23 protein-coding genes are annotated in these 24,993 nt (G+C 68.8%); 13 read left to right on the top strand and 10 right to left on the bottom strand.

Annotated elements, in window-relative coordinates:
• Positions 1 to 28: 28 nt before the first annotated feature.
• Together IG196_RS10755 and IG196_RS10760 are read right to left on the bottom strand one after the other, a co-directional pair.
• On the bottom strand, positions 29 to 940 hold the full coding sequence (locus IG196_RS10755; protein ID WP_192196133.1) for a LysR family transcriptional regulator: 912 nt from the start codon (positions 938 to 940) through the stop codon (positions 29 to 31).
• 93 nt (positions 941 to 1,033) lie between these two features.
• Complete coding sequence (locus IG196_RS10760; protein ID WP_192196134.1) at positions 1,034 to 2,779, bottom strand: hybrid sensor histidine kinase/response regulator; 1,746 nt, start codon at positions 2,777 to 2,779, stop codon at positions 1,034 to 1,036.
• 159 nt (positions 2,780 to 2,938) lie between these two features.
• On the opposite strand from IG196_RS10760, the gene IG196_RS10765 reads away from it, so the two are divergent.
• Positions 2,939 to 3,775 (top strand): MurR/RpiR family transcriptional regulator, encoded by an 837-nt coding sequence (locus IG196_RS10765; RefSeq protein WP_101492418.1) that lies wholly within the window; start codon positions 2,939 to 2,941, stop codon positions 3,773 to 3,775.
• A 25-nt stretch (positions 3,776 to 3,800) separates the two neighbouring features.
• Here the strand turns inward: IG196_RS10765 and IG196_RS10770 are convergent, their stop codons facing one another.
• Entirely contained in the window at positions 3,801 to 4,562 is a 762-nt protein-coding gene (locus tag IG196_RS10770; RefSeq protein WP_192196135.1) for an IclR family transcriptional regulator, read from the bottom strand.
• Positions 4,563 to 4,662: 100 nt separating this feature from the next.
• Here IG196_RS10770 and IG196_RS10775 point away from each other — a divergent pair, with 100 nt between their 5' ends.
• Genes IG196_RS10775 through IG196_RS10795 form a run of 5 tightly spaced genes read left to right on the top strand, consistent with a single transcriptional unit; the run spans position 4,663 to position 10,848 of the window.
• The gene (locus IG196_RS10775; RefSeq protein ID WP_070059491.1) at positions 4,663 to 5,460 is read left to right on the top strand and encodes an enoyl-CoA hydratase; all 798 of its coding nucleotides are present in this window, start codon (positions 4,663 to 4,665) and stop codon (positions 5,458 to 5,460) included.
• 6 nt (positions 5,461 to 5,466) lie between these two features.
• Entirely contained in the window at positions 5,467 to 7,554 is a 2,088-nt protein-coding gene (locus tag IG196_RS10780; protein WP_192196136.1) for an acetate--CoA ligase family protein, read from the top strand.
• A 39-nt stretch (positions 7,555 to 7,593) separates the two neighbouring features.
• Positions 7,594 to 8,562, top strand: coding sequence for a tripartite tricarboxylate transporter substrate binding protein (locus IG196_RS10785; protein ID WP_192196137.1), 969 nt, complete (start codon positions 7,594 to 7,596; stop codon positions 8,560 to 8,562).
• Positions 8,563 to 8,602: 40 nt separating this feature from the next.
• Complete coding sequence (locus IG196_RS10790) at positions 8,603 to 9,793, top strand: acyl-CoA dehydrogenase family protein (RefSeq protein ID WP_192196138.1); 1,191 nt, start codon at positions 8,603 to 8,605, stop codon at positions 9,791 to 9,793.
• 23 nt (positions 9,794 to 9,816) lie between these two features.
• Complete coding sequence (locus IG196_RS10795) at positions 9,817 to 10,848, top strand: acyl-CoA dehydrogenase family protein (protein WP_192196139.1); 1,032 nt, start codon at positions 9,817 to 9,819, stop codon at positions 10,846 to 10,848.
• A 6-nt stretch (positions 10,849 to 10,854) separates the two neighbouring features.
• Here IG196_RS10795 and IG196_RS10800 read toward each other — a convergent pair whose 3' ends face one another.
• A complete protein-coding gene (locus IG196_RS10800; protein WP_192196140.1) occupies positions 10,855 to 11,505 on the bottom strand; it encodes a TetR/AcrR family transcriptional regulator in 651 nt (216 codons plus the stop codon).
• Between the two features lie 117 nt (positions 11,506 to 11,622).
• Here IG196_RS10800 and IG196_RS10805 point away from each other — a divergent pair, with 117 nt between their 5' ends.
• From IG196_RS10805 to IG196_RS10825, 5 genes are all read left to right on the top strand, one after another.
• Complete coding sequence (locus IG196_RS10805; RefSeq protein ID WP_192196141.1) at positions 11,623 to 12,159, top strand: peroxiredoxin-like family protein; 537 nt, start codon at positions 11,623 to 11,625, stop codon at positions 12,157 to 12,159.
• A gap of 267 nt (positions 12,160 to 12,426) precedes the next feature.
• On the top strand, positions 12,427 to 13,881 hold the full coding sequence (locus IG196_RS10810; protein WP_192196142.1) for an MFS transporter: 1,455 nt from the start codon (positions 12,427 to 12,429) through the stop codon (positions 13,879 to 13,881).
• Positions 13,882 to 13,928: 47 nt separating this feature from the next.
• Positions 13,929 to 14,588: an aspartate/glutamate racemase family protein gene (locus IG196_RS10815; protein ID WP_192196143.1), complete on the top strand. Its 660-nt coding sequence runs from the start codon at positions 13,929 to 13,931 to the stop codon at positions 14,586 to 14,588.
• Positions 14,589 to 14,820: 232 nt separating this feature from the next.
• On the top strand, positions 14,821 to 15,612 hold the full coding sequence (locus IG196_RS10820; protein ID WP_192196144.1) for a hypothetical protein: 792 nt from the start codon (positions 14,821 to 14,823) through the stop codon (positions 15,610 to 15,612).
• Positions 15,609 to 16,613, top strand: a complete 1,005-nt coding sequence (locus tag IG196_RS10825) for a hypothetical protein (RefSeq protein ID WP_192196145.1) — start codon at positions 15,609 to 15,611, stop codon at positions 16,611 to 16,613. The genes IG196_RS10820 and IG196_RS10825 overlap by 4 nt, the downstream gene beginning before the upstream one ends.
• Before the next feature lie 36 nt (positions 16,614 to 16,649).
• Here the strand turns inward: IG196_RS10825 and IG196_RS10830 are convergent, their stop codons facing one another.
• Positions 16,650 to 17,657: a CbrC family protein gene (locus tag IG196_RS10830; RefSeq protein ID WP_192196146.1), complete on the bottom strand. Its 1,008-nt coding sequence runs from the start codon at positions 17,655 to 17,657 to the stop codon at positions 16,650 to 16,652.
• A gap of 210 nt (positions 17,658 to 17,867) precedes the next feature.
• Between IG196_RS10830 and IG196_RS10835 the strand changes: the two genes are divergently transcribed.
• Positions 17,868 to 19,622, top strand: a complete 1,755-nt coding sequence (locus IG196_RS10835; RefSeq protein WP_192196147.1) for a carboxylesterase/lipase family protein — start codon at positions 17,868 to 17,870, stop codon at positions 19,620 to 19,622.
• Positions 19,623 to 19,640: 18 nt separating this feature from the next.
• Here the strand turns inward: IG196_RS10835 and IG196_RS10840 are convergent, their stop codons facing one another.
• Together IG196_RS10840 and IG196_RS10845 are read right to left on the bottom strand one after the other, a co-directional pair.
• Positions 19,641 to 20,273 (bottom strand): response regulator transcription factor, encoded by a 633-nt coding sequence (locus IG196_RS10840; RefSeq protein WP_192196148.1) that lies wholly within the window; start codon positions 20,271 to 20,273, stop codon positions 19,641 to 19,643.
• Entirely contained in the window at positions 20,270 to 21,331 is a 1,062-nt protein-coding gene (locus tag IG196_RS10845; RefSeq protein ID WP_192196149.1) for a PAS domain S-box protein, read from the bottom strand. The genes IG196_RS10840 and IG196_RS10845 overlap by 4 nt, the downstream gene beginning before the upstream one ends.
• A gap of 167 nt (positions 21,332 to 21,498) precedes the next feature.
• Between IG196_RS10845 and IG196_RS10850 the strand changes: the two genes are divergently transcribed.
• On the top strand, positions 21,499 to 22,650 hold the full coding sequence (locus IG196_RS10850) for an ABC transporter substrate-binding protein (RefSeq protein ID WP_192196150.1): 1,152 nt from the start codon (positions 21,499 to 21,501) through the stop codon (positions 22,648 to 22,650).
• A 23-nt stretch (positions 22,651 to 22,673) separates the two neighbouring features.
• Here IG196_RS10850 and IG196_RS10855 read toward each other — a convergent pair whose 3' ends face one another.
• From IG196_RS10855 to IG196_RS10865, 3 genes are read right to left on the bottom strand one after another with little or no spacing between them, the layout of a single operon-like run.
• Entirely contained in the window at positions 22,674 to 23,132 is a 459-nt protein-coding gene (locus IG196_RS10855; protein ID WP_192196151.1) for a RidA family protein, read from the bottom strand.
• Positions 23,129 to 24,118: a transglutaminase family protein gene (locus IG196_RS10860; protein ID WP_192196152.1), complete on the bottom strand. Its 990-nt coding sequence runs from the start codon at positions 24,116 to 24,118 to the stop codon at positions 23,129 to 23,131. Before IG196_RS10860 ends, IG196_RS10855 begins: the two co-directional genes overlap by 4 nt.
• Positions 24,119 to 24,134: 16 nt before the next feature.
• Positions 24,135 to 24,956, bottom strand: coding sequence for a basic amino acid ABC transporter substrate-binding protein (locus IG196_RS10865; protein ID WP_192196153.1), 822 nt, complete (start codon positions 24,954 to 24,956; stop codon positions 24,135 to 24,137).
• Between the last annotated feature and the right edge of the window lie 37 nt (positions 24,957 to 24,993).

Genomic DNA, 24,993 nt, shown 5'->3' on the forward strand with positions numbered 1-24,993 from the left:
GCCCTGGATTCTGTCGACGCCTATCTATCTACACAATTGATGTCTTTTCAATGAATTGATCGATTTGGCTCATGTCATTGGTGTCTTCCTGCGCAAACTGCAGCAGGCTGTCGAACACCTCCCGCACCAGCGGCAGGCGTGACGGGCCCTCGGCGCGCGAGATCCAGAGGGTGCCCAGCGGCAGGCTCGGGCTGTCCGCCAGCTGCCGCAGTTGCCCGGTGCGCAAGGCGTCGTCGGCCAGCAGGCGAGACACCAGCGCGATGCCCCGGCCGCGCAGCGCCGCATCGAGCACCAGGCGCGGGTCGTCGTAGATCGCGGCCTTGCGCAGGCCGCCGAAATGCGTGCGGATGAAGGGGCCGATGCGGTCGCTCGTGAGGTCTTCTTCGAGGCACAGCAGGCCGAGGTTGGCGTCGTCTTTCTGAGCAGGCGGGCCGACGGCCACGAGTTCGTCGGTGAGCAGCGGCACTTCGAACACGCCTTCCTGCCGCAGCGGTTCGCGGGTGATCGCGATGTCCACGTCGAGCTCGTCGATGAAGCGCGCGCTTTCGTCGACCGAGATGATCGGGCACAGCTCGGGGTGCGCCTGCAGCAGCCGGTCGACACGCGGCTGCAGCCAGCCGCTGGCCACGGGCGCGGGACACACCAGCGTGACGAGGCGGTCGTCCATGTAGGTTTCGATGCGGGCCAGTCCGTTGCGGATGTGCTCGAGCGACTTGCCCACGCTGTCCAGCAGCAGACTCCCCGCTACCGTCAGCTCCACGCCGCGTCCCTTGCGCCGGAACAGCGGCTGGCCGACCTGCTGCTCGAGCTGCGAGATCTGGTGGCTCACGGCGGACTGCGAGACGAACAGCTCTTCGGCCGCGCGCGAGTAGTTGCCCAGGCGCGCCGCCGCCTCGAAGCCGATGAGGAACTTGAAAGAGGGCAGCCGGGCGTTGGACATATGAATGGCGTCGATGGGTTCAGCGGGAAATGTCGCTGTTCCATTGAAGGAATTCAAGCGTGACGCGCGAGCCCGCAGTTCGCGGTGCCGACCTCAGCCAGTGATCAACTGCGACACCGTCGCCTGCAGTTGCGCCGGGTCCACCGGCTTGTGCAGCATCTGCCAGCCGCGCGCCGCCACGTCGCTCAGGCGCCGCGGATCGGTGTCGCCGCTCACGATCAGCGCGGGAATGCCGTCGTCGTTGTAGTCCTCGTGCAGGCGGTCGACCACGTCGATGCCGGTCTCGCCCGCGCGCAGGCGGTAGTCGCTGATGATGAGCGCCGGCTTGCCGGCCTGGCGCGCGGCGAGCGACAGCAGTTCGTCGCCGCTTTCGGCCGCGATCACGCGCAGGCCCCAGCTTTCGAGCAGCAGCTGCAGGCCGTGGCGGCTTTCCCCGTCGTCCTCGGCCACGAGCACGAGGCGGCCGGTGTCGGCCGGCAGCGGCGGGGGCGGTGCCTCGGGCACGGGCAATGCCTGCCGCGACAGCGGCACCGTCACCGAGAACACCGTGCCCCGGCCGACGCGCGAGCGCAGCGCCAGCGGATGGCCCAGCAACGCGGCCGTGCGCCGCACGATCGCCAGGCCCAGCCCCAGCCCCTTGGTGCGGTCGCGCTCGGGGTTGCCGAGCTGGTGGAACTCCCAGAACACCTGCTCCTGTTCGGTCGGCGGAATGCCGACGCCCGTGTCCCACACCTCGATGCGCAGCGCGTCCGCGCCCGCGCGGCGACAGCCGATGAGCACGCCGCCGCGCGCCGTGTAGCGGATCGCGTTCTCCACCAGGTTGCGCAGCACGCGGTCGAGCAGTGCGGGGTCGGAGTGCACCACGGCATCGACTGCGCGCAAGCGCAGCGACAGCGACTTGCCCGCTGCCTGCGGCGCGAACTCCAGCACGATCTGGTCGAGCAGCCCCGCCAGCGCAAACGGCCGCGCCTTCACGCGCACCACGCCGGCGTCGAGCCGCGACACATTGAGCAGGCCTTCGAACAGCAGCCCCATCGCGGCGGCGGCGCGGCCGATGCTGTCGACCAGGTGCCGGCTCGCCGCCGGCAGCGCCTGCCCGCGCAGCACGCCGACGAACAGGCTCAGCGCATGCACCGGCTGGCGCAGGTCGTGGCTGGCTGCGGCGAGGAAGCGCGACTTGGCCAGGTCGCTGCGCTCGGCCGCGTCTTTCTCCAGGCGCAGCTGGCGTAGTAGGTAGAGGTTTTCAAAACGCAGCTCGAGCGAGTCGACCTGCGTGCGGTACATGCGCTGCGCGAAGGCCAGCGTGACGAACAGGTAGAGCACGCCGGCCGCCGACATCACGCGCAGCAGCACGTCGTCGAGCGTGGCCATCGCGAGGATCGCGGGCGCGAAGTACGTCACCTGAAAGCCGTAGAGCAGCCCCAGGTCGATGCAGTACGCGTAGATCGCGCCCGTGCCCATGGTGAGCATCGCTACCACGATGAACATCTGCTGCGGCAGCGACACCTGCAGCATCCACGCCGCGAGCGGCAGCCCCCACAGCAAGCCGCCGAGCACCGCGCCCACCATGGCGCCGCGCTGCCAGCGCCGCAGCGCGGCTGCATCGTGCTCGGCGTGCCGGTAGCACGCCACCTGCCACGCGCGCGCCGCCGTGAGCGCCGCGTTGGCGCCGACCCAGACGAGCAACTGCTCGTGCGAAACGGCGCCCCACAGCGCCACGACCACCAGCCCCGCCGTGAGCATCATGCCGAGCAGCGAGAACGGAAAGTTGCGTCGCAAGGCGGCCATGCGCGCGGCAAAGACGGGGTCGGCGGGCGTCGTGGGTGGGGTGGCGCTCATCGGTGTGTGGAGGATGGGGAAGGGGATGGCCGCAGGGTTGCCATCGCAAGGTAACGCGTGGCGCGGGGGCCGTCATGGGACTTTAGTCCAATGCCTGCGCTTGCCCGAGGCGCCGCAGGCGGCATGGCATCATCGTGCGCCACTCCCCACCACCCACCCATGTCCGCCGATTCCTTCGTCCGCCGCGTTCGCAGCCAGCTCGACCAGTTGTCCGCGACCGAACGCCAGCTTGCCGATTTCGTCCTGGAGTTTCCCGGCGAGCTGGCCAGCTATGCGGGCAACGAACTGGCGGAGCTTGCGGGCGTGTCGCCCTCCACGGTGAGCCGCTTCATCCGCCGCATCGGCTACGAGAACTATGAAGAGGCGCGGCGCCAGGTGCGCGAAGAAAAGCAGACGGGCTCGCCGCTGTTCCAGAACGCCACCGAAGCCTCGAAGCGCGGCCACCTCGTGGCCACGCACTTCCAGCAGTCGCAGGCCAACCTCGCGAGCACCTTCGAGCGGCTGAGCGACAAGCAGATGGCCGAGATCGTGAAGGCGATCATCGGCGCGGGGCAGGTGCTGATCTTCGGCACGCGCAGCAGCCACGCGTTCGCGCTGTACCTGCGCTGGCAGATCATCCAGGTGGTGCCGCGCGTCACGGCGATTCCGGGCCCCGGCGAAACGCTGGCCGAGCACCTGGCAGGGCTGGGTGAACGCGACTGCGTGATCGTGTTCGGCACCCGCCGCCAGACGCGCCAGCTCGACACGCTGCTCGCAGGCGCGCAGCGCGTCGGCGCCAAGATCGTCTACATCAGCGACCGCGCCTCGCCCGATTTCGCGGGCGCCACGTGGTCATTGCAATGCGATTGCCGCGGCCCGGGGCTGCTCGACAACCACGCGGCCGTGATGGGCGTGTGCGACCTGATCGCCACGATGGTGATCGAGGCCGCAGGCTCGGCCGGTCGCAAGCGGCTGGCGGCGATCGAGCTGGGGCACGAGGAAAACGACGAGCTTTAAGAGGCCGCGCGCGGCCTCTCGCTGATTACTTCGCCGCCTCGTTGCGCGGCAACTGCGCCTTCAACAACAGCGCCATCTCCTTCTTGCGCGCCGTCGGCAGCCGCGGCGTGATCGCGCCGAAGCTGATCGCCGCCAACGTGGTGGCCGACGCCGCAAAGGTGCGCCCCACGCCCGACACGCCTTCCGTGAGCGTGTCCACGATGTCGGCATGGCCCGCCGCGCGCGTGCGCTTCACGGCCTGCTTCATGCGCTCGCGGGTGAAGCCGGCCTGCGCGTACTCGGCGGTGTGGCGTTCGAGGATGCGATCGATCTCGGCATCGGACAGCGCGGCCATCAGCGCCAGCCCGCCGGCGCCCAGGCCCAGCAGGCGGCGTCCGCCGACGTCTGTGGTGAACACCTTCACCGGAAAGTGCCCCTCTTCGCGGTGCAGGCACACGCAGTAGTCGCCCTGGCGGATCACGAGGAACACGGTGTCGCCCGACATGCGCGCGAGTTTTTGCATGAGGGCGCGGCACGAGTCCACCAGCGGCACGCGGCGCATCGAGGCAAAGCCCATCTGCATGGCGTCGATGCCCAGGCGGTAGGCCTTGCCGTCGGGGTCGCGCTCGGCGAACTGTTCCTCGGCCAGGCACGAGAGCAGGCGGTGCACGGTGGAGCGCTCCAGCCCCGAGGCAGCGATCACTTCGGTGAGCTTGATGCCTTCCTCGTGGTGCTCGGCCAGCAGGCGCAGCAACTGCAAAGCGCGCCGCAGGCTCTGGGCGCCGGCGGTCTCTCTGGGTTCGTCCATATAGTGGGAAAAATTGGAATTAGTGTTTGGGATGCAGGAATTCCGAAGTCTAAACTGCCCTCGCTCAAGACCCAGACAGACACAGACCCGGAGACACACGATGGCGTACGACACCCTCGAAATCGAACACCACGGCGCCGTGCGCCGCATCCTGCTGGCCCGCGACGCCCAGCGCAACGCCCAGAGCCAGCAGATGCTGGACGAGCTCATGGCCGCCTTCGACGACGCCGCGCGCGACGACACGGTGAACGCCGTGGTGCTCGGCGGCAAGGGCGCGCACTTCTCGGCCGGCCACGACCTCAAGCAGGCGCAGGCCGAACGCGCCAACTTCACCGTGGAAGAGCGCTGGGCCTACGAAGAGCTGCGCTACTTCGACTACTCGATGCGCATCTGGGACTTTCCCAAGCCCACCATCGCGCAGGTGCAGGGCGCCTGCGTGGCAGGCGGTTTCATGATCGCCAACATGTGCGACCTGGTGGTCGCGGGCGAGTCGGCCTTCTTCAGCGACCCCGTGGGCCACACGCTGGGCGCGGCGGCCACCGAGGTGCTGATCCACCCGTGGGTGATGGGCGCGCGCAAGGCCAAGGAAATGCTCTACACCGGCGGCAAGCTGTCGGCGCAGGAGGCGCACGCCATCGGCATGGTGAACCGCGTCGTGCCCGATGCCGAACTGGCCGACGCCGCACTGGCGCTCGCGCAGCAGATCGCCAAGGCGCCGCCGTTCGGGCTGCGCCTGATCAAGCGCTCGATCAACCGCACGCTCGACGCGCAGGGCCTGCGCACCGCGCTGGCCGCGCACTTCGACACGCACCAGCTCTCGCACCTGAGCGAGGGCTTTCTCACGGCCCGCGACCGCGGCCTGGCCTCGGCCATCCAGAAGAACCCCGCCTCCGCCTGAATCAAGATGACCCTGCACCGCCTCGAACCCCTGCTGAACCCGGCCTCCATTGCCGTGGTCGGCGCCAGCGGCAATGCCGCGCGCATCGGCGGCATGCCGCTCGCGCATCTCACGAAATTCGGCTACCAGGGCGCGATCTACCCGATCAACCCGAAGTACGAAGAAGTCTTCGGCCTGCGCTGCTGGCCCGACCTCGAAGCGCTGCCCGCCGCACCCGACCTGGTGGTGCTCGCGCTGGCCGCGGCCGAGGTCACGCCGATGCTGAAGCGCTGCCAGGCGCGCGGCGTGCGCGCTGTCATCGTGTATGCCGCGGGCTTTGCCGAAGCCGGTGACGCGGGCGCTGCATTGCAGGCCGAGCTGGAGGCCTTCGTGGCCACCACCGGCATGGTGGTCGCGGGCCCGAACGCCATGGGCTTTGCCAACCTCAACACGCAGGCCCACACCAACTTCGCTTCGGTGTTCAACACCGCGCCGATGCAGCAGGGACCAGGCCGCGTGAGCCTGCTCACGCAAAGCGGCAATGTGTGCGCCGCGGTGTACGCCATTGCGCGGCGGCTGGGCGTGGACTTCAGCCACTTCATCAACACCGGCAACGAAGCCTGCGTGGACTTCGCGCAGTACCTCGAGTACCTGGCGCAGGACGACGCGACCGAGGTCGGCCTCGGCTACATCGAAGAGCTGCGCGACGGTCCGCGCTTCATGGAGGCCGCGGCCGAGTTCGTGCGGCGCGACAAGCTGCTCGTCCTCTACAAGGCCGGCGAGACCGAGAAGGGCTCCGAGGCCGTGCGCTCGCACACCTCGGCGCTGGCGGGCGACCAGCAGATCTACCAGGCGGCGTTTCGCCAGCTCAACATCATCCAGAGCCACGACTTCGCGCAGATGGCGCAGCTCGCGCACCTGGCAGGCTACCGGCAGCGCAGCGCGGGCCAACGCGTGGCGATCATCACGATCTCGGGCGCGCTGGGCGCGATCCTGGCCGACAAGTTCATCGGCCAGGGGCTCGACGTGCCCACGCTGCCGCAGCCGCTGCAAGACCAGTTGCGCGCCGGCATTCCCGACTACGGCATGGTCTCCAACCCGGTCGACGTGACGGGCAACGTGGTGAACGACCCCGGCTTCGTGCGCACGGCGATGGAAGCGCTGGCGGTGTCCGACGCGATCGACGCCATCGTGGTCTACGCGCCGGGCTACATGCTCGACCGCATGGCCGACGACCTGTGCGCCGTGGCCGAAAAACACCCGCGCCTGATCGTCGCCATCGACACCGGCGCAGCGAAGACGCGCGAGCAGTTGCGCGCGGGCGGCGTGCCGGTGTTCGAGGACATCGGCGTGGCCGTGTCGGCGCTGTCGCCCTTCCTGCTGTGGCAGGAGCGGCGCAAGCACAACCCGTGGCTGCAGGTGCGCAGCCAGCCCGCGCCCCCGCGCGCCGCGCTGGCGGGCCGGGCCGACGAACACACGACCAAGCGCTACCTCGCCGAGTTCGGCGTGCAGCCGGTCGACGAGGCCGTGGCGCGCACGGCGGACGAAGCCGCGGCCGTGGCCGAGCGGCTGGGCTTTCCGGTCGTGCTGAAGGTGCTCAGCGCCGACATCGCGCACAAGACCGAGGCGGGCGGCGTGCGCCTGCGCTTGGGCAATGCGCAAGAGGTGCGCAAGGCCTTCGACGAAGTGATGGCCTCGGCACGCGCCTACGCGCCCACGGCGCAGATCGACGGCGCGCTGCTGCAGAAGATGGAAGCAGGGCAGGCCGAACTGATCCTCGGCGCCACGCGCGACCCGGTGTTCGGCATGACGCTCACCGTGGGCCTGGGCGGCGTGCTCACCGAGCTGTACAAGGACGTGAGCCACCGGGTGCTGCCCGTCGACGCTGCCATGGCGCGCGACATGCTCGGCGAGCTCAAGGCCTTTCCGTTGCTCACGGGCTACCGCGGCCGGCCGCTGGGCGACGTCGAGGCCGCATGCCGCGCCATCGCCGGATTTTCACGCGCCGTGCTGGCGCTGCAGGAACAGGCAGACGAGGTCGAAGTCAACCCGCTGCTCGTGAAGGAACAGGGCCAGGGCGTGCGCGCGCTCGACGCGCTGGTCCTGGCTTCGTAAGACAGAACCACAACCATCGACAGAGACAGGAGACATCCCATGTTCAAGAAAGCACTGGCCTGCGTGGCCCTGGCCGCCACCGCTTTTGCGGCCAGTACAACTGTGGCGCAGACCTACCCGACCAAGCCGGTCACGCTCGTCGTGCCGTTCTCGCCGGGCGGCGCGGCCGACATCATGTCGCGCCTGCTCGCCGAGCGGCTGCACAAGCGCCTGGGCCAGCCCGTGCTGGTGGAGAACAAGCCCGGCGCCGGCACCATGATCGCGTCGGAGTACGTCGCCAAGGCCGCACCCGACGGCCACACGCTGCTGCTCGCGGCTTCGTCGCTCGGCATTGCGCCGAGCCTGTACAGCAAGGTCAACTACGACCCCGTGAAAGACTTCGCGCCTGTCTCGCAGGTGGCCTCGGTGGTGCACGTGCTCGTGGTGCACCCGAGCATTCCGGCGAAGAACGTGGGCGAGCTCGTGAGCTGGCTCAAGGCCAACCCCAACAAGGCCAACTACGGCTCGGTGGGCGCGGGCACGTCGACGCACCTGGAGGCCGAGCTTTTCAACAGCGTGGCCGGCGTGAAGATGCAGCACATCCCCTACAAGGGCAGCGCGCCCGCGCTCACCGACATGATCGGCGGCCAACTGCAGGTGATGTTCGACGCGTACGCGTCCTCGGGCCCGTTCATCAAGGACGGCAAGGTGCGCCTGCTGGCCGTGACCACGGCGCAGCGCTCGCAGTCGCTGCCCGACACGCCCACCGTCGCCGAGTCGGGCCTGCCCGGCTACGAAGCCATGCCGTGGCTGGGCGTGGTCGCGCCGGCCAAGACGCCCGCAGCGGTCGTGAACAAGCTGCACGACGAGCTGCAGGAAGTGCTCAAGGAACCCGAGGTGAAGGACAAGTTCCGCAGCCTGGGCCTGGACATCATCGGCAACAAGCCCGACGAGTTCGCGGCGTTCCTGCGCAAGGACATCGTGAAGTGGGCCAAGGTCATCAAGGATTCAGGCGCAAAGGCCGACTGACATCCGCGATCCATCAGCAAGAACGAGAAAGCAGACAAGCATGCAAGTGGGTTACTCGGCGGAAGACGAAACCTTCCGCTTCACGTTGCGCGACTGGTTCGAGACGCACTATCCGCGCTTCGTCGCGGCCTGGCCCGGGGGCACGCCCGACGCCAACGAACTGGGCTGGCGCCGCGCCTGGGAAGACCACGTGTGCCAGGCCGGCTGGTCGGGCCTGGGCTGGCCCGAGGCCCACGGCGGCAAGGCCTGGCCACTCACGCGGCAGGCCATCTTCCACGAGGAGCAGGCCCGCATCGGCGCGCCGCTGGGCGTGAACATCATCGGCCACGGCATCCTGGCGCCCACGCTGATCCACTTCGCAAGCGAGGCGCAGAAGGCGCGCTTTCTGCCGGGCATTTTGAGCAACCGCGAGATCTGGTGCCAGGGCTACTCCGAGCCCGGCGCGGGCTCCGACCTGGCGGCGTTGTCCACGCGCGCCGAGCGGCGCGGCGACCACTATGTGCTCAACGGCCACAAGGTGTGGACTTCGTTCGCGCACATTGCCGACTACTGCTTCGTGCTCGCACGCACCGACGCCGCGGCCGCGCGCCACAAGGGCATCAGCTTCCTGCTGGTCGACATGAAGAGCCCCGGCGTGCGCGTGGCACCCATCCGCCAGATCACGGGCGAGTCGGACTTCAACGAAGTCTTCTTCGAGGACGTGAAGGTGCCGCTCGACGCGCTGGTGGGCGAGGAGAACGGTGGCTGGCGCCTGGCGATGGCCGCCGCGAGCTTCGAGCGCGGCACCTACTTCATTCCGCGCCAGGTCCGCTTCACGCAGGAGCTGGGCGCGCTCACGCGGCTGGCGGCCAGCGTGCAGAGGGGCGGACGCCCCGCGCTCGACTGCCCGCACCTGCGGCGCGACCTTGCGCGGCTGGCGGTCGACAGCCATGTGCTAAAGCTCAAGTCGTACCGCGCGCTCACGCACGCGATGCGCGGCGGGCCGCCGGGCCCCGAGGGGTCGTCGACCAAGCTGCACTGGAGCGAGTCGCACCAGAAGCTGCTCGCCACGGCCATGGAGGTGCTGGGCGAGCGCGCGCTGGCCGGCCCCGAGCCCACGGGCGCCGACCCGCAGGCCGCGGCCTGGGTGCGCGACTACCTGTGGACGCGTGCCGAAACCATCCTGGCGGGCACCTCCGAAGTGCAGCGCAACATCCTGGCCGAGCAGATGCTGGGCCTGCCCAAGAACTGAAGAAGACGACTACACGACCCGCCATGGATTTCGCATTGAACGACGAGCAGCAGATGCTGCATGCGTCGGCCCACCGCTTCTTCGCCGACCACCACCCGCTCACGCGCGCACGGCGTGCCTTGCCCTGGACCGATGCCACGCAGCAGTCGCTGTGGGCCGACATGGCCGGCATGGGCTGGATGGCGCTGCTGGTGCCCGAGGCGCACGACGGCCTGGGGCTCGGCATGAGCGAGGCCTGCATCGTGGCCGAGGCCGCCGGCCAGCAGCTGCTGAACCTGCCGCTGGCCAGTAGTGCGGTGCTGTTGCCGCTGTGGTTGCAGGCCTGTGGCGACGCCGCGCCCGATGCGTTGCGCGACTGGGTGCGCGCGGCGATGGCGGGTGAGCGTGCCTTCCATTGCGTCGCGGAGGGTGACGGCTGGATCGACCACGCGGGGCAAGCCTCTGACCTCGTGGTGGTGCAGGGCTGGTACGACGACGTGGTGCCGTTGCGCGTGGCGTTGCGGTCGATGCCTGAGGGCGCTGCGTCCGATGCGCTCGACCCCACGCTGCGGCAGGCTGCGGCGACTCCTGCGCCGTCACTCGCATGGGAGACACTGCCCGTCGCACCCGAAGCGCGTGCCCGTGTGCGCGCAGCGCACCGTGTCGCACTTGCCGCCGAACTCGTCGGCACCGCGCAAGCCGCGCTCGACCTCGCCTGTGCCTATGCGCGCGAGCGCGTGCAGTTCGGCAAGGCCATCGGCAGCTACCAGGCCATCAAGCACCAGCTCGCCAACGCCTGGATGGGCGTCGACAACGCACGCCTGGCCGTGCGCTACGCCGCCGCCGCGCTCGACGGCGGCCTGCCCGACTGGCGCTTCGCCTGCGCCGCAGCCGAGTTCACCGCCATCGACGGCGCGCAGCAGAGCACGCGCACGGCCATCCAGGTGCATGGGGGCATGGGCTTCACCTGGGAGCACGACGCGCACCTGTACCTGAAGCGCGCGCAGCACCTGGCGACGCGCCTGGGCGGCGCGTCGCGCGCGCTGGACCGGGTCGAGGCGCTCGCGCTCGCCTGATCGGCTTCAGGCCTGCGGCGCAGAGTCTGCGCGCAGGCCGTCGATCAGCAGCGACAGGCTGGCCCGGAACTCGGTCTCCGCATCGCTGGCCGTGGCGGCGGTGGCAATCTCGATCAGGTGTGGGAACCGGTCCGCCGGCAGGGCCTGGAACCGCGCGATGGTGTCGTCGGGCGATTCGTCGGCCTGCAGCGTGAGCGGTCCGGCAAGCTCCGCCTGCGCGGCGCCCATGATGAGCGCGGACACCGCGCGAAAACCCACGAGCAGGCGGGCGCCGCTGCGGCCGCTTTGGGCCAGCGTGTGCAACAAGGCTTCGGTCACTTCGAACACCGCGGGTGAGCGGCTGCGCTTCGTGAGGATCAGCGGAATCACATGGGGATGGTCGCGGATCACGCGCCACAGCGCGATCGCGATGTCTTCCAGCGCTTCATGCCAAGGCTGGTGGCTGTCGGTCTCCCAGCGCACCTTGCCCAGCACCGCCTCGACCACCAGCATCTCCAGCTCCTCGCGTTGCGAGACGTAGTTGTAGAGCGTCATGGCGCCGGTCTCGAGCCGGCTCGCGAGCGCGCGCATGGTCAGGCCGGAGAGGCCGTCCGCATCGACCAGCGCCAACGCGGCCTGCTGGAGCTGTTCACGGGTGAATTTGGCGGGACGTCCCACGCTTGACTCCGTTCTTGAAGGGGTTGTAAAGTAATAAACGTACAGTGTACTTAAAAATAGGAAGACGCTTTCCGGCAGCCCGCCCGGCGTCTTCGCAACCCTTCTGAAGGACCTTCGATGAAGTTCTCGCCCGGCGATGTGGTGCCCGCCACGGTCTTGGAAACGATCCACGGAAAGCCCTTGCAGCTGCCGGACGCCGGCGCGCGCTGGGTCCACCTGCAGTTTCGCCGTTTCGCGGGCTGCCCGGTCTGCAACTTCCATCTGATGACCTTCGCCCGAAGGCAAGAAGAGCTGGCGGCGGCGGGCATCCGCGAGGTCGTGCTCTTTCATTCGTCAGCGCAAGAGATGCGCAAGTACCAGGCGCAGCTGCCGTTCGACTGCGTGGCCGACCCGACCAAGAGCCACTACCGGCGCTTCGGCGTGGAAACCTCGCGGCTGGCCTTCCTGCACCCGCGCGTCTTCTGGAGCGGCCTGCGCTGGGTTCTTGCGACGGGCCGCTTCTACCAACGGGCGGAGAACGGCATCGCGGGTTTGCCGGCCGACCTGCTCCTCGACGCGCGGGGCACCGTGGTCGCCGCCAAATACGGCCGGCACGCAGACGATCACTGGGAAATCGACGAGCTGCTGGCGCTGGCCGGCTCGGCGAGGTCCTAGCGGCGCACGCCCTCGGTGCACGAGCGCCCGCTGCAGGTGCGTTCGCGCCCCTTTTTTCGGTCCAACCCCTGAGAACCCGCTGCCCGAGCCTGAGAAACCCCGGCATGCCGCTTGCTTGAGGCTGTTCCTGTTTGAAATTTGGATTTCAATTTATCAAAGTAGGTGAAATCCATATGCCGTTCAGGCGCGTTGCCGCCTACGATGCGATCCGCGACATCGGGCTGCCACGCGCAAGCAAGCACTTCAATCCTTCTTCAGAGGTTTCTCATGGCTGGACCTGCACTTTCTTCCGGGCCCGACTCGCCCCGAGTCGCCGAGCTCGATCGCGCGCTCGACACCATCGGCGTCACGCGCTCGCACCACACGATCATTTTTCTGATCCTCATCGGCTGCTTGTTCGATGCCTTCGAACAGAACGCGGTGGGCATCGTCGGCCCCATGCTGCGCGAGCAGTGGGGGCTGAGCGCGTCGGACATCGGTTTCCTGAACACCGTCACCTTTGCCTGCGCGGCCATCGGGCGGATCATTTCGGGCTTCATTGCCGACCGCTACGGCCGCCGCGTGATGCTGTCGATCGACCTGCTGCTGTTCACGCTCGGCGCAGGCATCTGCGCGATGGCGCCCAACTTCACGGTGATGGCGCTGGGCCGCGCGGTCGTGGGCTTCGGGCTGGGCGGCGAGATCGCCATTGCGGTCACCATGCTGGCCGAGTTCTGCTCGACCAAGTTCCGCGGCACGGCCGTGGGGATGGTGAACGTGGGCGCGGGCGGCCTCGGCAACTTCCTCGCACCGGGCTTCGGCCTGCTGGTGTTCTGGATGTTCCCCGGCGACAACGCCTGGCGCTGGCTGTTCGCCTGCCTCATGGTGCCGGCGCTGCTTGGCGCTTTCTACCGTCGCTACATCCCCGAGACGCCGCGCTTCCTGCTGTCGCAAGGCCGCGTGAAGGAAACGAACGCAGTGCTGTCGCGCCTCGCCTCGGGGCGGCTGTCGGGCAAGCCGACGGCGCCCCAGCAATACATCACCGACGACGGCACGCTCGCGCAGGCCGCCCGACCGAAGGTGCGCGTGACCGAGATCTTCCGCGGCGCGCTGGCGCGGCGCACGGTGCCGCTGTGCATCACGATCTGGATGACCTACGGCGCGCAGATCTCGGTGCTCACGCTGATGCCGACCATCCTCGTGACGCTGGGCTACAGCATGTCCAAGAGCCTGCTGTTCACGATGGTGATGCAGGGCGGCAGCCTGCTGGGCGCCATTGCGGCCTCGCTGCTGGGCTTTCACTTTCCGCGCAAGCGCGTGCTCACGGCCGGCGCCGTGTGCGCCTGCCTCGCGGCGCTGACCATCGGCTTCGTGGCCAAGAGCATCGTCGTGATCCTCATCGCAGGCGCGGTGTTCCAGTTCTTCGTGCTGCTGCTCAACACCACCATCTGGATCTTCGCGCCCGAGCTGTACCCGACGCGCGTGCGCGCCTTCGGCACCGCCTTCATCCTTGCGACGGGCACTGCGGCAGGCGCGTTGATGCCGCTGGCGGCGGGCCGCTTGTTCGACGCCTTCGGGCTCGTCGGTGTGTTCGGCCTGGCCGCCGCGATGTACGCGGTGTTCGTGATCAGCGTGCAGTGCGTGCCCGAGACCTACGGCCAGTCGCCCGATGCGTTGCCGCTGCCCGGTGAGGCCGAGCCCGAAGACCGTGCGCCAGGCGCGACGTTGGCCCGCTCGAACTGAGCCGCGCAACGACCGATCTCCCAAGACAAAAGAAAGCGCCTTTCCGCATGCCCGACATCCTGCTCATCAACCCCAACGCATCCGTTACGACCACCGACATGATGGTCGGCATCGCGTCCGCAGAAGCCCCCGCCGGTTGCCGCGTGACCGGCCGCACGGCGGTGCAGGGCCCGCCGATGATCGTCAACGAAGACGAACTGAACGCGGCGGCGCTCGAGGTGCTCAAGGTGTGGCGCGCGGCAGCGGGCGAGGGCTGGGACGGCGTGATCGTCAGCGCCTTCGGCGACCCCGGCGTGGAGCTGCTGCGGCGCGAAGCCGGCGTGCCCGTGGTCGGCATCGCCGAAGCCTCGATGCTCGCGGCGGGCGAGGGCGGCCGGCGCTTCGGCATCGCGACCGTCACGCCCGACCTCGTGGTGCCCATCGAGGCGCGCGCCGCCGCGCTCGGGCTGCGTGCGCAGTACAGCGGCATCCGCCTCACGCAGGGTGATCCGCGTGCGCTCGCGGCCGATGCAAAGGCGCTCGAAGACGCACTGGCGCAGGCCGTGCAACGCTGCATCGACGACGACGGCGCGCAGGCCGTGATCATCGGCGGTGGTCCGCTCGGGCAGGCCGCACTCGCGTTGACACCGCGCTTCGAAGTGCCGGTGATCGCACCGATCGGCGCTGCGATGCGACTGCTGTGCTCGAAGCTCGCAGTCACACCGTGAGACGGTCGTCGCGTCGATGAGATGCGAGGCGTTTTGGCAATGAACGCCTTCTAGAATCAAACGACACACTTGTCCGCAAACATCGGGCAAGCCGCATCGTTCGTTTTCTTTTTTCATGCCTCACTTTCGACCGCGTTCCGCTTTCCTCGCTTTCCTTCTTCTCTCTTCCTTCGGCGCCGTCGCCCAACAACACGCGACACCCCAACTCGTCCTCGTACCGAACCACGAGCGCGTGAAGGAATCCTCCCAGGCCCCCGCACTCGACCTTGCCGTGACGCGCTTCGCGGGCATGGCTTCGGGCTCGTACTACTGGCCCGAAGGCCTGCTGGCCGAGCAGCTGATCTCGGGCCTGGCCTCGCGCCCCGACCGCAAGCAGCAGGCGCTGCCTGACGGCCAACGACTGCTTTCGTCGTACCGCCGGCCCTACGACGGCGGCGAGCGCGCGGCCGTGCTGGTCGACGATCGCAGCGGCGATGTGTTGGCTGCCGCGCTGGTGCATCGCAGCTGCGGCAAGGATTCGTCGTCGAGCGGCTGTCTCGACGATCAGCACGCCGTGCTCTCGATCTTCCTGCGCCCCGGCTTCGACCGCACCAAGGCGCAACCGCTGGTCGCATGGAGCCAGCAGGTTCCCGACCGCATGCAGGGCGGCGAGGGCGTGGGCGAGAAGATCGCCACCACCGAGTACGTCACGATGGACGCCGTGCGCACCACGGCACGCCCCATCGTGCGGCCCAACAAGGCCTTCTCCGCGCAGGTGCCGCTGTACCCCAAGGCGCTGATCTACGGCACCGCGCAAGACGCGCTGAGCGACGCCAAGGCCAAGCGCGTGCTGCGCCTGCAGACCGTCGACACGCCGGAGCAGGTGCTGGCGTTCTACAAGCAGCTGTCGCCGCCGCTGAAGGACATCGAGTCCAACAACGGCTTCATCGCCGGCAGCCGCAACGGCCTGAGCTTCTCCGTCAGCACGACGATCCCGCGCGACATGCCCGCGATCACGAACATCGAAGTGGAAATTTCCGAATGAAGAAGACCTTGATTCAGTCGGCGCTGGCGTCGCTGGTGTTCGCCTGCGCGCTCACCGCCCATGCACAAGACGCCGCCGCGCCCGTCACGACGGAGCTGCCACCGCCCTCACTGCGCCTGAGCGAGCAGACGCGCATCCGCAGCGCCGTGATCGGCCTGGTCGGCTACGCGCGCGGCAGCTACACCGAGCCCGACACGCTGATCGCGCAGCAGCTGCTTGAAGGCATGCGCTCGAAGTTCGACGTGACGCGCACCGTGTGGCCCGACGGCCGCCAGGTCATTGCATCGGTCAGCGGCGGCGGTCACGGCGAAGAGCGCGCCGCGATGCTGATCGATGCCGACGGCCGCGTGCAGGCGGTGGGCCTCGTCAACGGCCATTGCCGCGCCGCCGCGAAGCGCGACGACCCCAAGGTGTGCAACCCCTTGCCGCAGACCGTGCTGTCGGTCTTCCAGCACGCCGGTGCCAATCAGACCGACGCCGCGCCGCTGGTGGCCTGGAGCAAGCAGCTGCCGTCGTACCTCGCGGCCATGGCCGAGAGCGACGATCCGGCGGACGTGGCGGCTGCGCAGAAGATCGCCAGCGTCGAATACATCACCGGCCAGCCCAACGTGCCGGGCTGGCGCGTCGCGCAGTTGCCGCCGGGCTTCCCCGCGTCACTGCATCCGATGCTGGTGCAGACGGCCGAGGTGAACAGCTCCGCCAGCGCCGGCAAGATCGTGCTGCCCAAGGGCCTGGCTGGCCTGCCGATGCGCACGGCCTACGAGCGCTCGCAGCGCCCCGAAGCGCAGCTGCCCGACGCCGAGGTCACGCTGCGCAGCTACGAGCCGATCGCCAAGCTGGTCGACACCTACCGCGAACTCGCCAAGGGCGCGACGCTGGACGAAGAGGGCCGCGAGGTCGTCTTCAACGGCACCGACGGCGCGGGCCGCTACAGCGTGCGCCTGCGCGACGCGAAGGAAACCGGCGTGTTCATCACAGTGGCGAGCTGGAAGCGAAAGTAGCAACAGCAGCCGCTGCTGCTGCGAGAACCCGGCGGCTCAGGTGCAATCGCTGTAGCCGCCCAGCGTGCCGCAGTGCAGGCAGCGGAACACGTAAACGGCGGCGTGGCGCTCGCGCGAGGGCGTGGCAAGCAGCCACTGCCACTCGGCCTCGGTCGGCAGCTGTTCCTGCGCCTGCATGTCCTGCTTGAACGCGCGCGCCGACTCGGAGGCCAGCAGCGCGCGGTCGACATGCTCGATCTCGCCGAGAAAGCACCCCGCGTCGTTGCAGTGCGCCCACCACTGCTCCTGCTGGTAGCTGAAGAAGCTGGGCGTGCGCCGGGACACCTCGTCCACCACCGCCGGCGGCAGCGCGACCTCGCCCATGCCGACGGAGTCGGCGTCGTTGAATTCGCCGTCGAACTTCGCCGCGGCCGAGCCGTCGGCAATGCACCAGGGGCAGAACTGCGAGGCATCGCCCACGGCGTAGAAGCTGCCGTCGTAGATGTAGCCGGTCGCCTGCCCGCAGCATTCGCAGGTGTCGCTTGCCGCGCGCATCACGCCGGATGCGAAGGGGTCTGCGTGGTAGCGGAAGACCGGCAGCGCGCGCGACGGGTCGGGCTGTACCGTTTCGGGAATGCGCTGCTGCGCCATCGCCGCGCGCAGGTCGCTTGCATAGGGCGCAGACCACCGGGCGGTGTGGGCCTCGAACAGGAAGATTTCGTCGCCAATGACGCCGGTGGCTTCGTCGCGCAGCACCAGCAGTTGGCGGCTCATCGTGTAGTCGTGCGCGATGCTGAGGCCGTGACGCGGAAAGTGCGTGTTCCTCAGTGCGATCTGCGTGAAGTGAAGGATGTCTTCCGCCGTGCGCTTTAGCTGCTTGCGGTCGCTGCTGTCGCGCACCGGGTGCAGCTGCCACTCGGCATCGCGCCGCTGCGGATCGCCGAAGCGGCCGCCGTTGGCTGTGGCGTAGCAGCCGCGCAGGGCCGGGGGCAGGGCGATGCCGAGCTTTTCTTCCAGTGCGCGCAGGGCGTTGTCGGGGGCGGGAGGCGCGTCGTGTGAATGCATGGCGATGGGGCAAGGCAACGAGGGGACGCCGTCGAGTATGCCGAACGGATGAGCGGCCTTGCATGGCCCTTTGCGGCCCGGATGTCAATCGGCGGATTCTTGCTGCGGCCCTCCGATGACACCGAGGCGGCGGCGCAGGGTGCTCACGAGAATCGATGCATGACCCTGGCCGTCAGAGCCTGCCGCATCCACCTCGAGGAGACAACCACCATGCATCGCTGCCGTTCCCTTCCAGGCCTTTTGCGCCTGCTGCTTCGTACGACGGTCCTGTGGGCGCTCGCCGTGCTCGCGGTGCCCGCGCTGGCCGCCTACAACCAGAGCCTCACGCGCACGCTCGACGCCGGCCAGATCTACGGCAAGGTTGCCGCCAACAACACGCACGCCTTCCTGGGCATTCCCTTCGCACAGCCGCCAGTCGGCACCCTGCGCTGGCGCGCCCCGCAGCCGCCGCAGCCGTGGAGCGGCGCGCGTGCTGCGACCACACTGGCCGGGATGTGCGCGCAGGTCGGCAACCCCTTCGGCGAGCCCGATCCGGCCACCTTCGGCCAGCCTGTGGGCACGGAGGACTGCCTGTACCTCAACGTGTGGCGCCCGAACTCCAGCGCCGAGAACCTGCCGGTGTTCTTCTGGATCCACGGCGGCAGCAACACCAAGGGCTCGGCGCGCGAGCCGGCCTACGACGGGGCCTACCTGGCGCAGAAGGCCAACATGGTGGTGGTCACGGTGCAGTACCGCATGGGCATGCTGGGCTGGCTGAACCACCCGGCGATGAAGACCGGCAATGCGCTGGACGACTCGGGCAACTTCACCACGCTCGACCTGGTGCGCGCGCTCGACTGGGTGAAGGCCAACGCCCGCGCCTTCGGCGGCAACGCGGGGCTGGTGACGGTGGCGGGCCAGTCGGCCGGCTGCATCAACACCTGGGGCCTGCTGCAGTCGCCGCTGGCCGACGGCAAGTTCCATCGCGCGGTGTGCATGTCGGGCGTGCCCAACGCCTACCCGCCGGTGGTGGGCACGCTGGCGGCCGACTCGCTCATCGACAGCCTGCTGGTCGACACCGGCCGCGCGTCGACCGCGCTGCAGGCCGCGGCGCAGCGCCTGACCATGAGCCAAGCCGACATCGCCGCCTTGCTGCGCGGCGCGAGCGCGGCGCAGATCATGAAGTTCACGCCCAGCCCCGTGGTGCCGGGCCACTTCACCGACGGCACGGTGATCCGCGGGAGCGGGCTGCCCGGCCTGATTGCGGGCAACTACAACAAGATGCCGCTGATGATCGGCTCCACGCACGACGAGGGCTCGTACTTCGCCTTCCTGTTCGGCATGGGCCAGCCTTCGCAGCAGGAGTTCTGGAACTTGGCCAACTACGCGCCGCCCGGCACCGTCACCTTCAACCAATTGATCAAGCCCGAGTTCCGGCCGATCTACACGCAGACCCACGAAGTCATCAGCTACGCGCTGGACAACGTGATCGACAACGTGATCCGCGTGCTGCGCCTGCAGAACGGCGACATCTACCGCTACAACTACAACTGGGACGACACGCCGCAGCCCTGGAAGGACACCTTCGGCGCGTTCCACGGCATCGACGTGGCGGCGCTGTTCGGCAACTTCGTGACCGACGAGCCGAACTTCATGCGCTTTGCCTGGAGCCCCGCGAATGCGAGCAGCCGCAAGGCGCTGTCGGACAAGTTCATCGGCCACACGGCGAGCTTTGCCCGCTACGGCGCACCGAGCCGCATGTTCGACGGCCAGACGACCTGGAACAACTGGACCAACTTCGTGTGCCTGCTGTGCAGCAAGCGGATGGTCTTCGACAACCAGCCGCGCATGTCGGCCGACGACTACCTGTTCTTCTGGCCGCGCTATTCGCTGCTGTCGCCGCAGCAGCGCGAGTTCCTGTTCCAGCAGATCGACTTCAACGCGCTGCCAGAGTCCGTCGATCCGCTGCGCAACGGCACCCGTTGAGTTCCTGAAGCGCTCGATCTACTGGATGATCCCGTGCCGCACGGCATAGAGCACCAGCTCCGCCGTGCTGGCCACGCCCAGCTTGTCGAGGATGTTGCTGCGGTGCGTGCTCACGGTCTTCACGCTGATGAGCATCTCGTCGCCGATGGCGGTGAGCGACAGGCCCTTGAGCATCATGAGCATGATCTGGTGCTCGCGCACGGTGAGCCGCTGGTGTGCGGGGCGGTCGTCGCGGCCTTCGAGCTGCCCGCTCACCTGCGAGGCGGCACGCGCGCTGAGGTACTGGCCGCCGGCCGCCACGCAGCGGATCGCGCGCACCAGCTCGGCGGGCTCCGCATCCTTGGCGATGTAGCCGCGCGCGCCGGCCTGGATGGCGACCAGCGCGTACTGTTCCTCGGCGTACATCGACAGCATGAGCACCGGCAGCGCGGGCTGCGCGGCGCGCATCGAGGCCAGCACCTCCAGACCGTTGCGGCCTTCCATGTTGATGTCGAGCAGCACCACGTCGAAGCGGCGCTGGCGCACGAGCTCGAGCGCCTCGGCGCCGTTGCCGGCCTCGGCCGTGGTGCGCAGGTCGGTCTCGTCGAGCAGCAGGCGCTGCAGGCCCGAGCGGAAGATCGTGTGGTCGTCGACCATCAGGATGTCGATCATGCGGCGCCGCTCTCCTGGTGCAGCGGCACGCTCAGCGCGAGCCGTGTGCCCGCGCCCGGCGCCGAGCGGATGTGCAGTTCGCCGCCGATCTCGCGTGCGCGCTCGCGCATGCTCAACAGGCCGAGCGCGCTGCCCTCGGGCGCGTCGACGTCGAAGCCGCAGCCGTCGTCGTGCAGCACGAGTTGCAGGCGCTCGCCTTCCACGCGCAAGCGCACGTCGACGTGCTGTGCCTTCGAGTGGCGCGAGATGTTGGTCAGGCCTTCCTGGAAGATGCGGTAGACCGCCGTTGCGTGCTTGGGCGCGAGCCGCAGTGCGGGTGCGTCGGCGTCCAGGGAATGCGGCACGCCCGAGCGCCGCGTGAAAGCCTGCAGCTCGTTCGCGAGCGCCACCGACAGGTCGAGGTGGTCGAGCGCGCTGGGGCGCAGCGCTTCGGAGATCTGCTTCACCGTGTCGATGGTCTGCTGCGTGAGCGCGATCAGGCCCTGCGTGAGCGCCTGCACCTCGGGGTTGTCGGCGCGGCGCTGGATGCGCGTGGCGTCCATCTTGATCGAGGTCAGCATGCCGCCGAGCACGTCGTGCACATCGCGTGACAGCGCCAGCCGTTGCTCTTCGAGCTTGTTGGCGGTGTAGGCGGCCAGGGCTTGCAGCTGCTCGCGCGAGCGCTGGCGTTCTTCCTCGTGGCGCACGCGCTCGGTCACGTCGACGCCCACGCCCATCACGGCGGGCCGGCCGCGGTAGGTGATGCGCGAGCCGTGCACTTCGACAAAGCGCACGCGGCCGTCACGGTGCAGGCCGCGCGTGATGAAGTGCATGCTCGGCGGCAGCCCCGCCAGCCGGGCGCTGATGCGCGAGCGCACGACCTCGAGAAAGTCGGGCGGCACGATCTGCGCGAGCGACATGCCGGTCGCTTCCTCGGCCGTGTAGCCCGCAATGCCGGCCCAGGTCGCGTTGCAGTACACGAAGCGGTCGTCCTGGATCACGTAGATGCCCGCGACCATCTGTTCCACGATGGTGTCGAAGGGAATGTCCGGCAGGCGCTCGGGTGCGGGATCGGTCATGGGGTGGGCGGTGGCGCGCTGCATGATAGGACGCGGGCCGCGCCACGCACCCCGCGCCCGAGGGTTTGCGAGCAGCACGGTTCCCCGTAGCGTCGGCCGGAAATGTCCGATGGCCGCCGCGTGCGGTGCGCCGCCAAGATCGGGGCCCGCCTGCTTCAGGCTGCCCCATGGCCGGCGACGCCGGCAAGGACGACACGACGATGGTCTACCGCTGGCTTGCGCTTCTGGGTCTTCTCTTTCTCGGCCTGCCGGGCCGCGCCGACGAGATCGTGGTGGGGCAGTCGCTGCCGCTGAGCGGGCCGCTCGGCGAGGCCGGGCGCAACGTGAAGGACGGCATCGACGCCTACCTGGCGCGCGTGCAGCGCGACGGCCTGCTCGGGCGTCACAAGCTGGTGTGGCGCGCGCTGGACGACGGCTATTCGGTGGAGCGCCACACGCAGAACATCCGGCAGCTCGTGGTGCAGGACAAGGTCGATGCGCTGGGCCTGTCGGCCGGCACTTCGCACATCGACGCGGCCTACCCGATGATGCGCGAGGCGGGCACGCCGCTGATCGGCGCAATGACCGGCGCCTCGGCGCTGCACGGCGCGCAGCGTGCGCTCATCTACCACCTGCGCGCGAGCTATGCCGACGAGGTGCGGCAGCTTGTCGCGCAGGCGGTGTCGGTGCGGCAGCGGCGCGCGTTCGCGGTCTGGCAAGACGACGGGCTGGGGCGCGACGCATTTGCGGCGCTCGAAATCGCGCTGCGCGGCGCGGGCATCGAACTCGTGGGGCAGCAGGGCGTGGCGCTGGCGCAGATGGACGGCGCCGCGCTGGCCGCCAGCGTGCGCGCAGCGAAGCCCGACGCGCTGTTCGCGCTGTGCGTGACGCCGTGTGGGGTGAAGCTGTTGTCGGGGCTGGCGGCGGAGAGTGGCATCACACGTCCGACGCCGTACATGCTCTCGATCGTCAACGGCGAGGCGCTCGCGAAGAGCGTGGGGCCGGCGGCGCGTGGCACCGTGATCTCGCAGGTCATGCCCAACCCGCGCCTGGCAACGTCGCCGCTGGTGCAGCGCTACCAGCAGGACATGCGCAGCCACATGGGCCGCGACGAGTTCAGCTACTTCTCGCTGGAAGGGTACGTGGTGGCGATGGTGACGGTGGAGGCGGCGCGCACCGCGCTGGCCGCTTCACCACGCCGCTCGATGCAGGACGCCATGAAGCTGATGCTTCGGCGTGAGATCGAGGGGATTCCGGTGTCGGGGGGCGACGACCCGGGAGCGCGTCCGCACCCTGTGACGTTGTCGATGATCGGCAACGGCGGACGACTCATCCATTGAGGCTGAGCCGCCCGAGAGAAACATCAGCCGATCTCGGCGATCAGCTCGATCTCGACGCAGGCGCCCATCGGGATCTGCGCCACGCCGAAAGCGCTGCGTGCATGCGCGCCCTTTTCGGGGCCGAAGACTTCGGCGAAGAACTCGCTGGCGCCATTGGTCACCAGGTGCTGCTCGGTGAAGGTGCCGACCGAGTTCACGAGGCTCATCACCTTGACGATGCGCTTGACCTTGTTGAGGTCGCCCACGGCCGCGTGCAGCGTGCCGAGCAGGTCGATGGCGATGGCGCGTGCGGCCTGCTTGCCTTCGTCGGTGCTGATGTTGGCGCCGAGCTGGCCGGCCCAGACCTTGCCGTCCTTCTTGGCGATGTGGCCCGACAGGAACACGAGGTTGCCGGTCTGCACGAAGGGCACGTAGGCGGCGGCGGGTGCGGAAACCGGGGGCAGGGAAATGCCGAGGCTGGAAAGCTTGTCGTAAACGCTCATGGAGACTCCTGATCTGGGGGTGATGACGATGACGGGGGTGATTGTGTCTGTGTTTGCGTCGGCGACTGCGGCAACGCGACCACTTCCCCCACGGGTTGCACGGTCACGCCGACATGCAGCGTGTGGCGCGCGCCGCCATGCAGTACGCCGCGCATCGGCGAGACGTCGGAGTAGTCGCGCCCGATGGCGAGCGTGACGTAGTCCTCGCCGGGCTGGCGGCCGTTGGTGGGGTCGAAGTCGGCCCAACCGCCTGCGCTCTCGGGGCCTTCGCCCTCGCCGGGCAGATACACCGACACCCACGCGTGCGAGGCGTCGGCGCCCACCAGGCGCGGCTGGCCCGGCGGGGGCTGCGTGAGCAGGTAGCCGCTCACGTAGCGCGCCGGCAGGCCCATGGCGCGAAAGCACGCGATGAGGATGTGGGCGAAGTCCTGGCACACGCCCTTGCGCTGCGCCAAGGCGTCGACGGCGGGGGTGTTGATCTCGGTGCTGTCGGCGTCGTAGGCGAAGTCGCGGTACATGCGCTCGGTGAGGTCCATCGCCACGTCGAAGGTGGGACGCTCGGGCACGAAGCTGGCGCGCGCGTACGCAACAAAGTCGTCGTGGCGCGGCACATACGGCGAGGGAAACACGAACTCCGAGGCGGGGTCGAAGGGCGCATCCTTGCGAAAGCGGAAGCGCTCGCGCACGGTCTCCCAGGGCAGCTCGCGCGCCACGGCGGGCGAGAGCACGGGCTCCGAGGTTTTCACGACGCTCTCGGCCGTCACGATGAGGTGGTCGTGCGTGGCCTCGAGCGCAAAGAAGGCGCGCGTGTTGCCGTACAGGTCGGGCACTTCGGTGTGCTGCGCCGGTGCGGGGTCGATCGTGAGCTGGTGGCTCACGAGCTCCTGCGACGCGGTGGCCAGCGGGCGCAGGTGCGCCAGGTGCTGCGCCGTCTCGACCGCCGGCGCGTACGCGTAGCGCGTTTCGTGGGTGACGTGCAGCAGCATCGCGCGGGCCTGTTGCTTACTTGGATTCGGCGCCGAAGTGCGCGGCGTAGATCTTGGCGTAGGTGCCGTCGGCCTTGATGTCGGCCAGGCCCTTGTCGATTTTCGCGAGCAGCTCGGCGTTGCCCTTCTTCACGGCGATGCCGTACTGCTCGGCCGAGAAGCCGGCGTCGCTCACCGTCTTGAAGCCGCCGCCCGGGTTGTTGGCCAGGTAGTGAGCCACCACGCCGTTGTCGGCCACCACGGCCTGCACGCCGCCGGCTTCGAGTTCCTTGAGCGCCAGCGGCGTCGACTCGAAGCGCTTGATGTCGGTGCTCGACTTGCCGAGCAGCTTGCCCACCACCTCGTCGCCGGTGGTGCCGTTCTGCACGCCGACCTTGAGCTTCTTGATGTCGTCGAACTTCGCGACCGTCGAATCGCTCTTCACTGCGATGAGCTGGCGGGCCTCGAAGTAGGGCTGCGAGAAGTCCATCGTCTGGCGGCGCTCGGGCGTGATCGTGATGGCCGACACCAGCAGGTCGCGGTCGCCCAGGTCGAGCGTGTTGAAGATGCCTTCCCACGGCGTGTTGACGAACTTCACCTCGATGCCGGCCTTCTGCGCGACGGCCTTCACCACGTCGATGTCGAAGCCCACGACCTCGCCTTTTTCGTTCTGCGATTCGAAGGGCGTGTAGGCCGCGTCGGTGCCGACGACCAGCACGCGCGGCGCGGCAGCGGGCGGCGGTGCCGATGCGGCCCCGGGCGCGGCGGGCTCCTGCTTGCCGCAACCGGCGAGCGCGAGGCCGACCAGGAGGCTGGCGGCGGTCAGTGTGAGACGGCGGTTGAGGGCGATGCCTGGCATGGAAATGCCTCCTTCGAAATATCGTTGTATGTGTGTC

Origin of the sequence: Variovorax sp. 38R (genome assembly GCF_014843395.1) — a bacterium.
In the GTDB taxonomy this organism is placed as follows: Bacteria; Pseudomonadota; Gammaproteobacteria; order Burkholderiales; family Burkholderiaceae_C; genus Variovorax; species Variovorax paradoxus_H.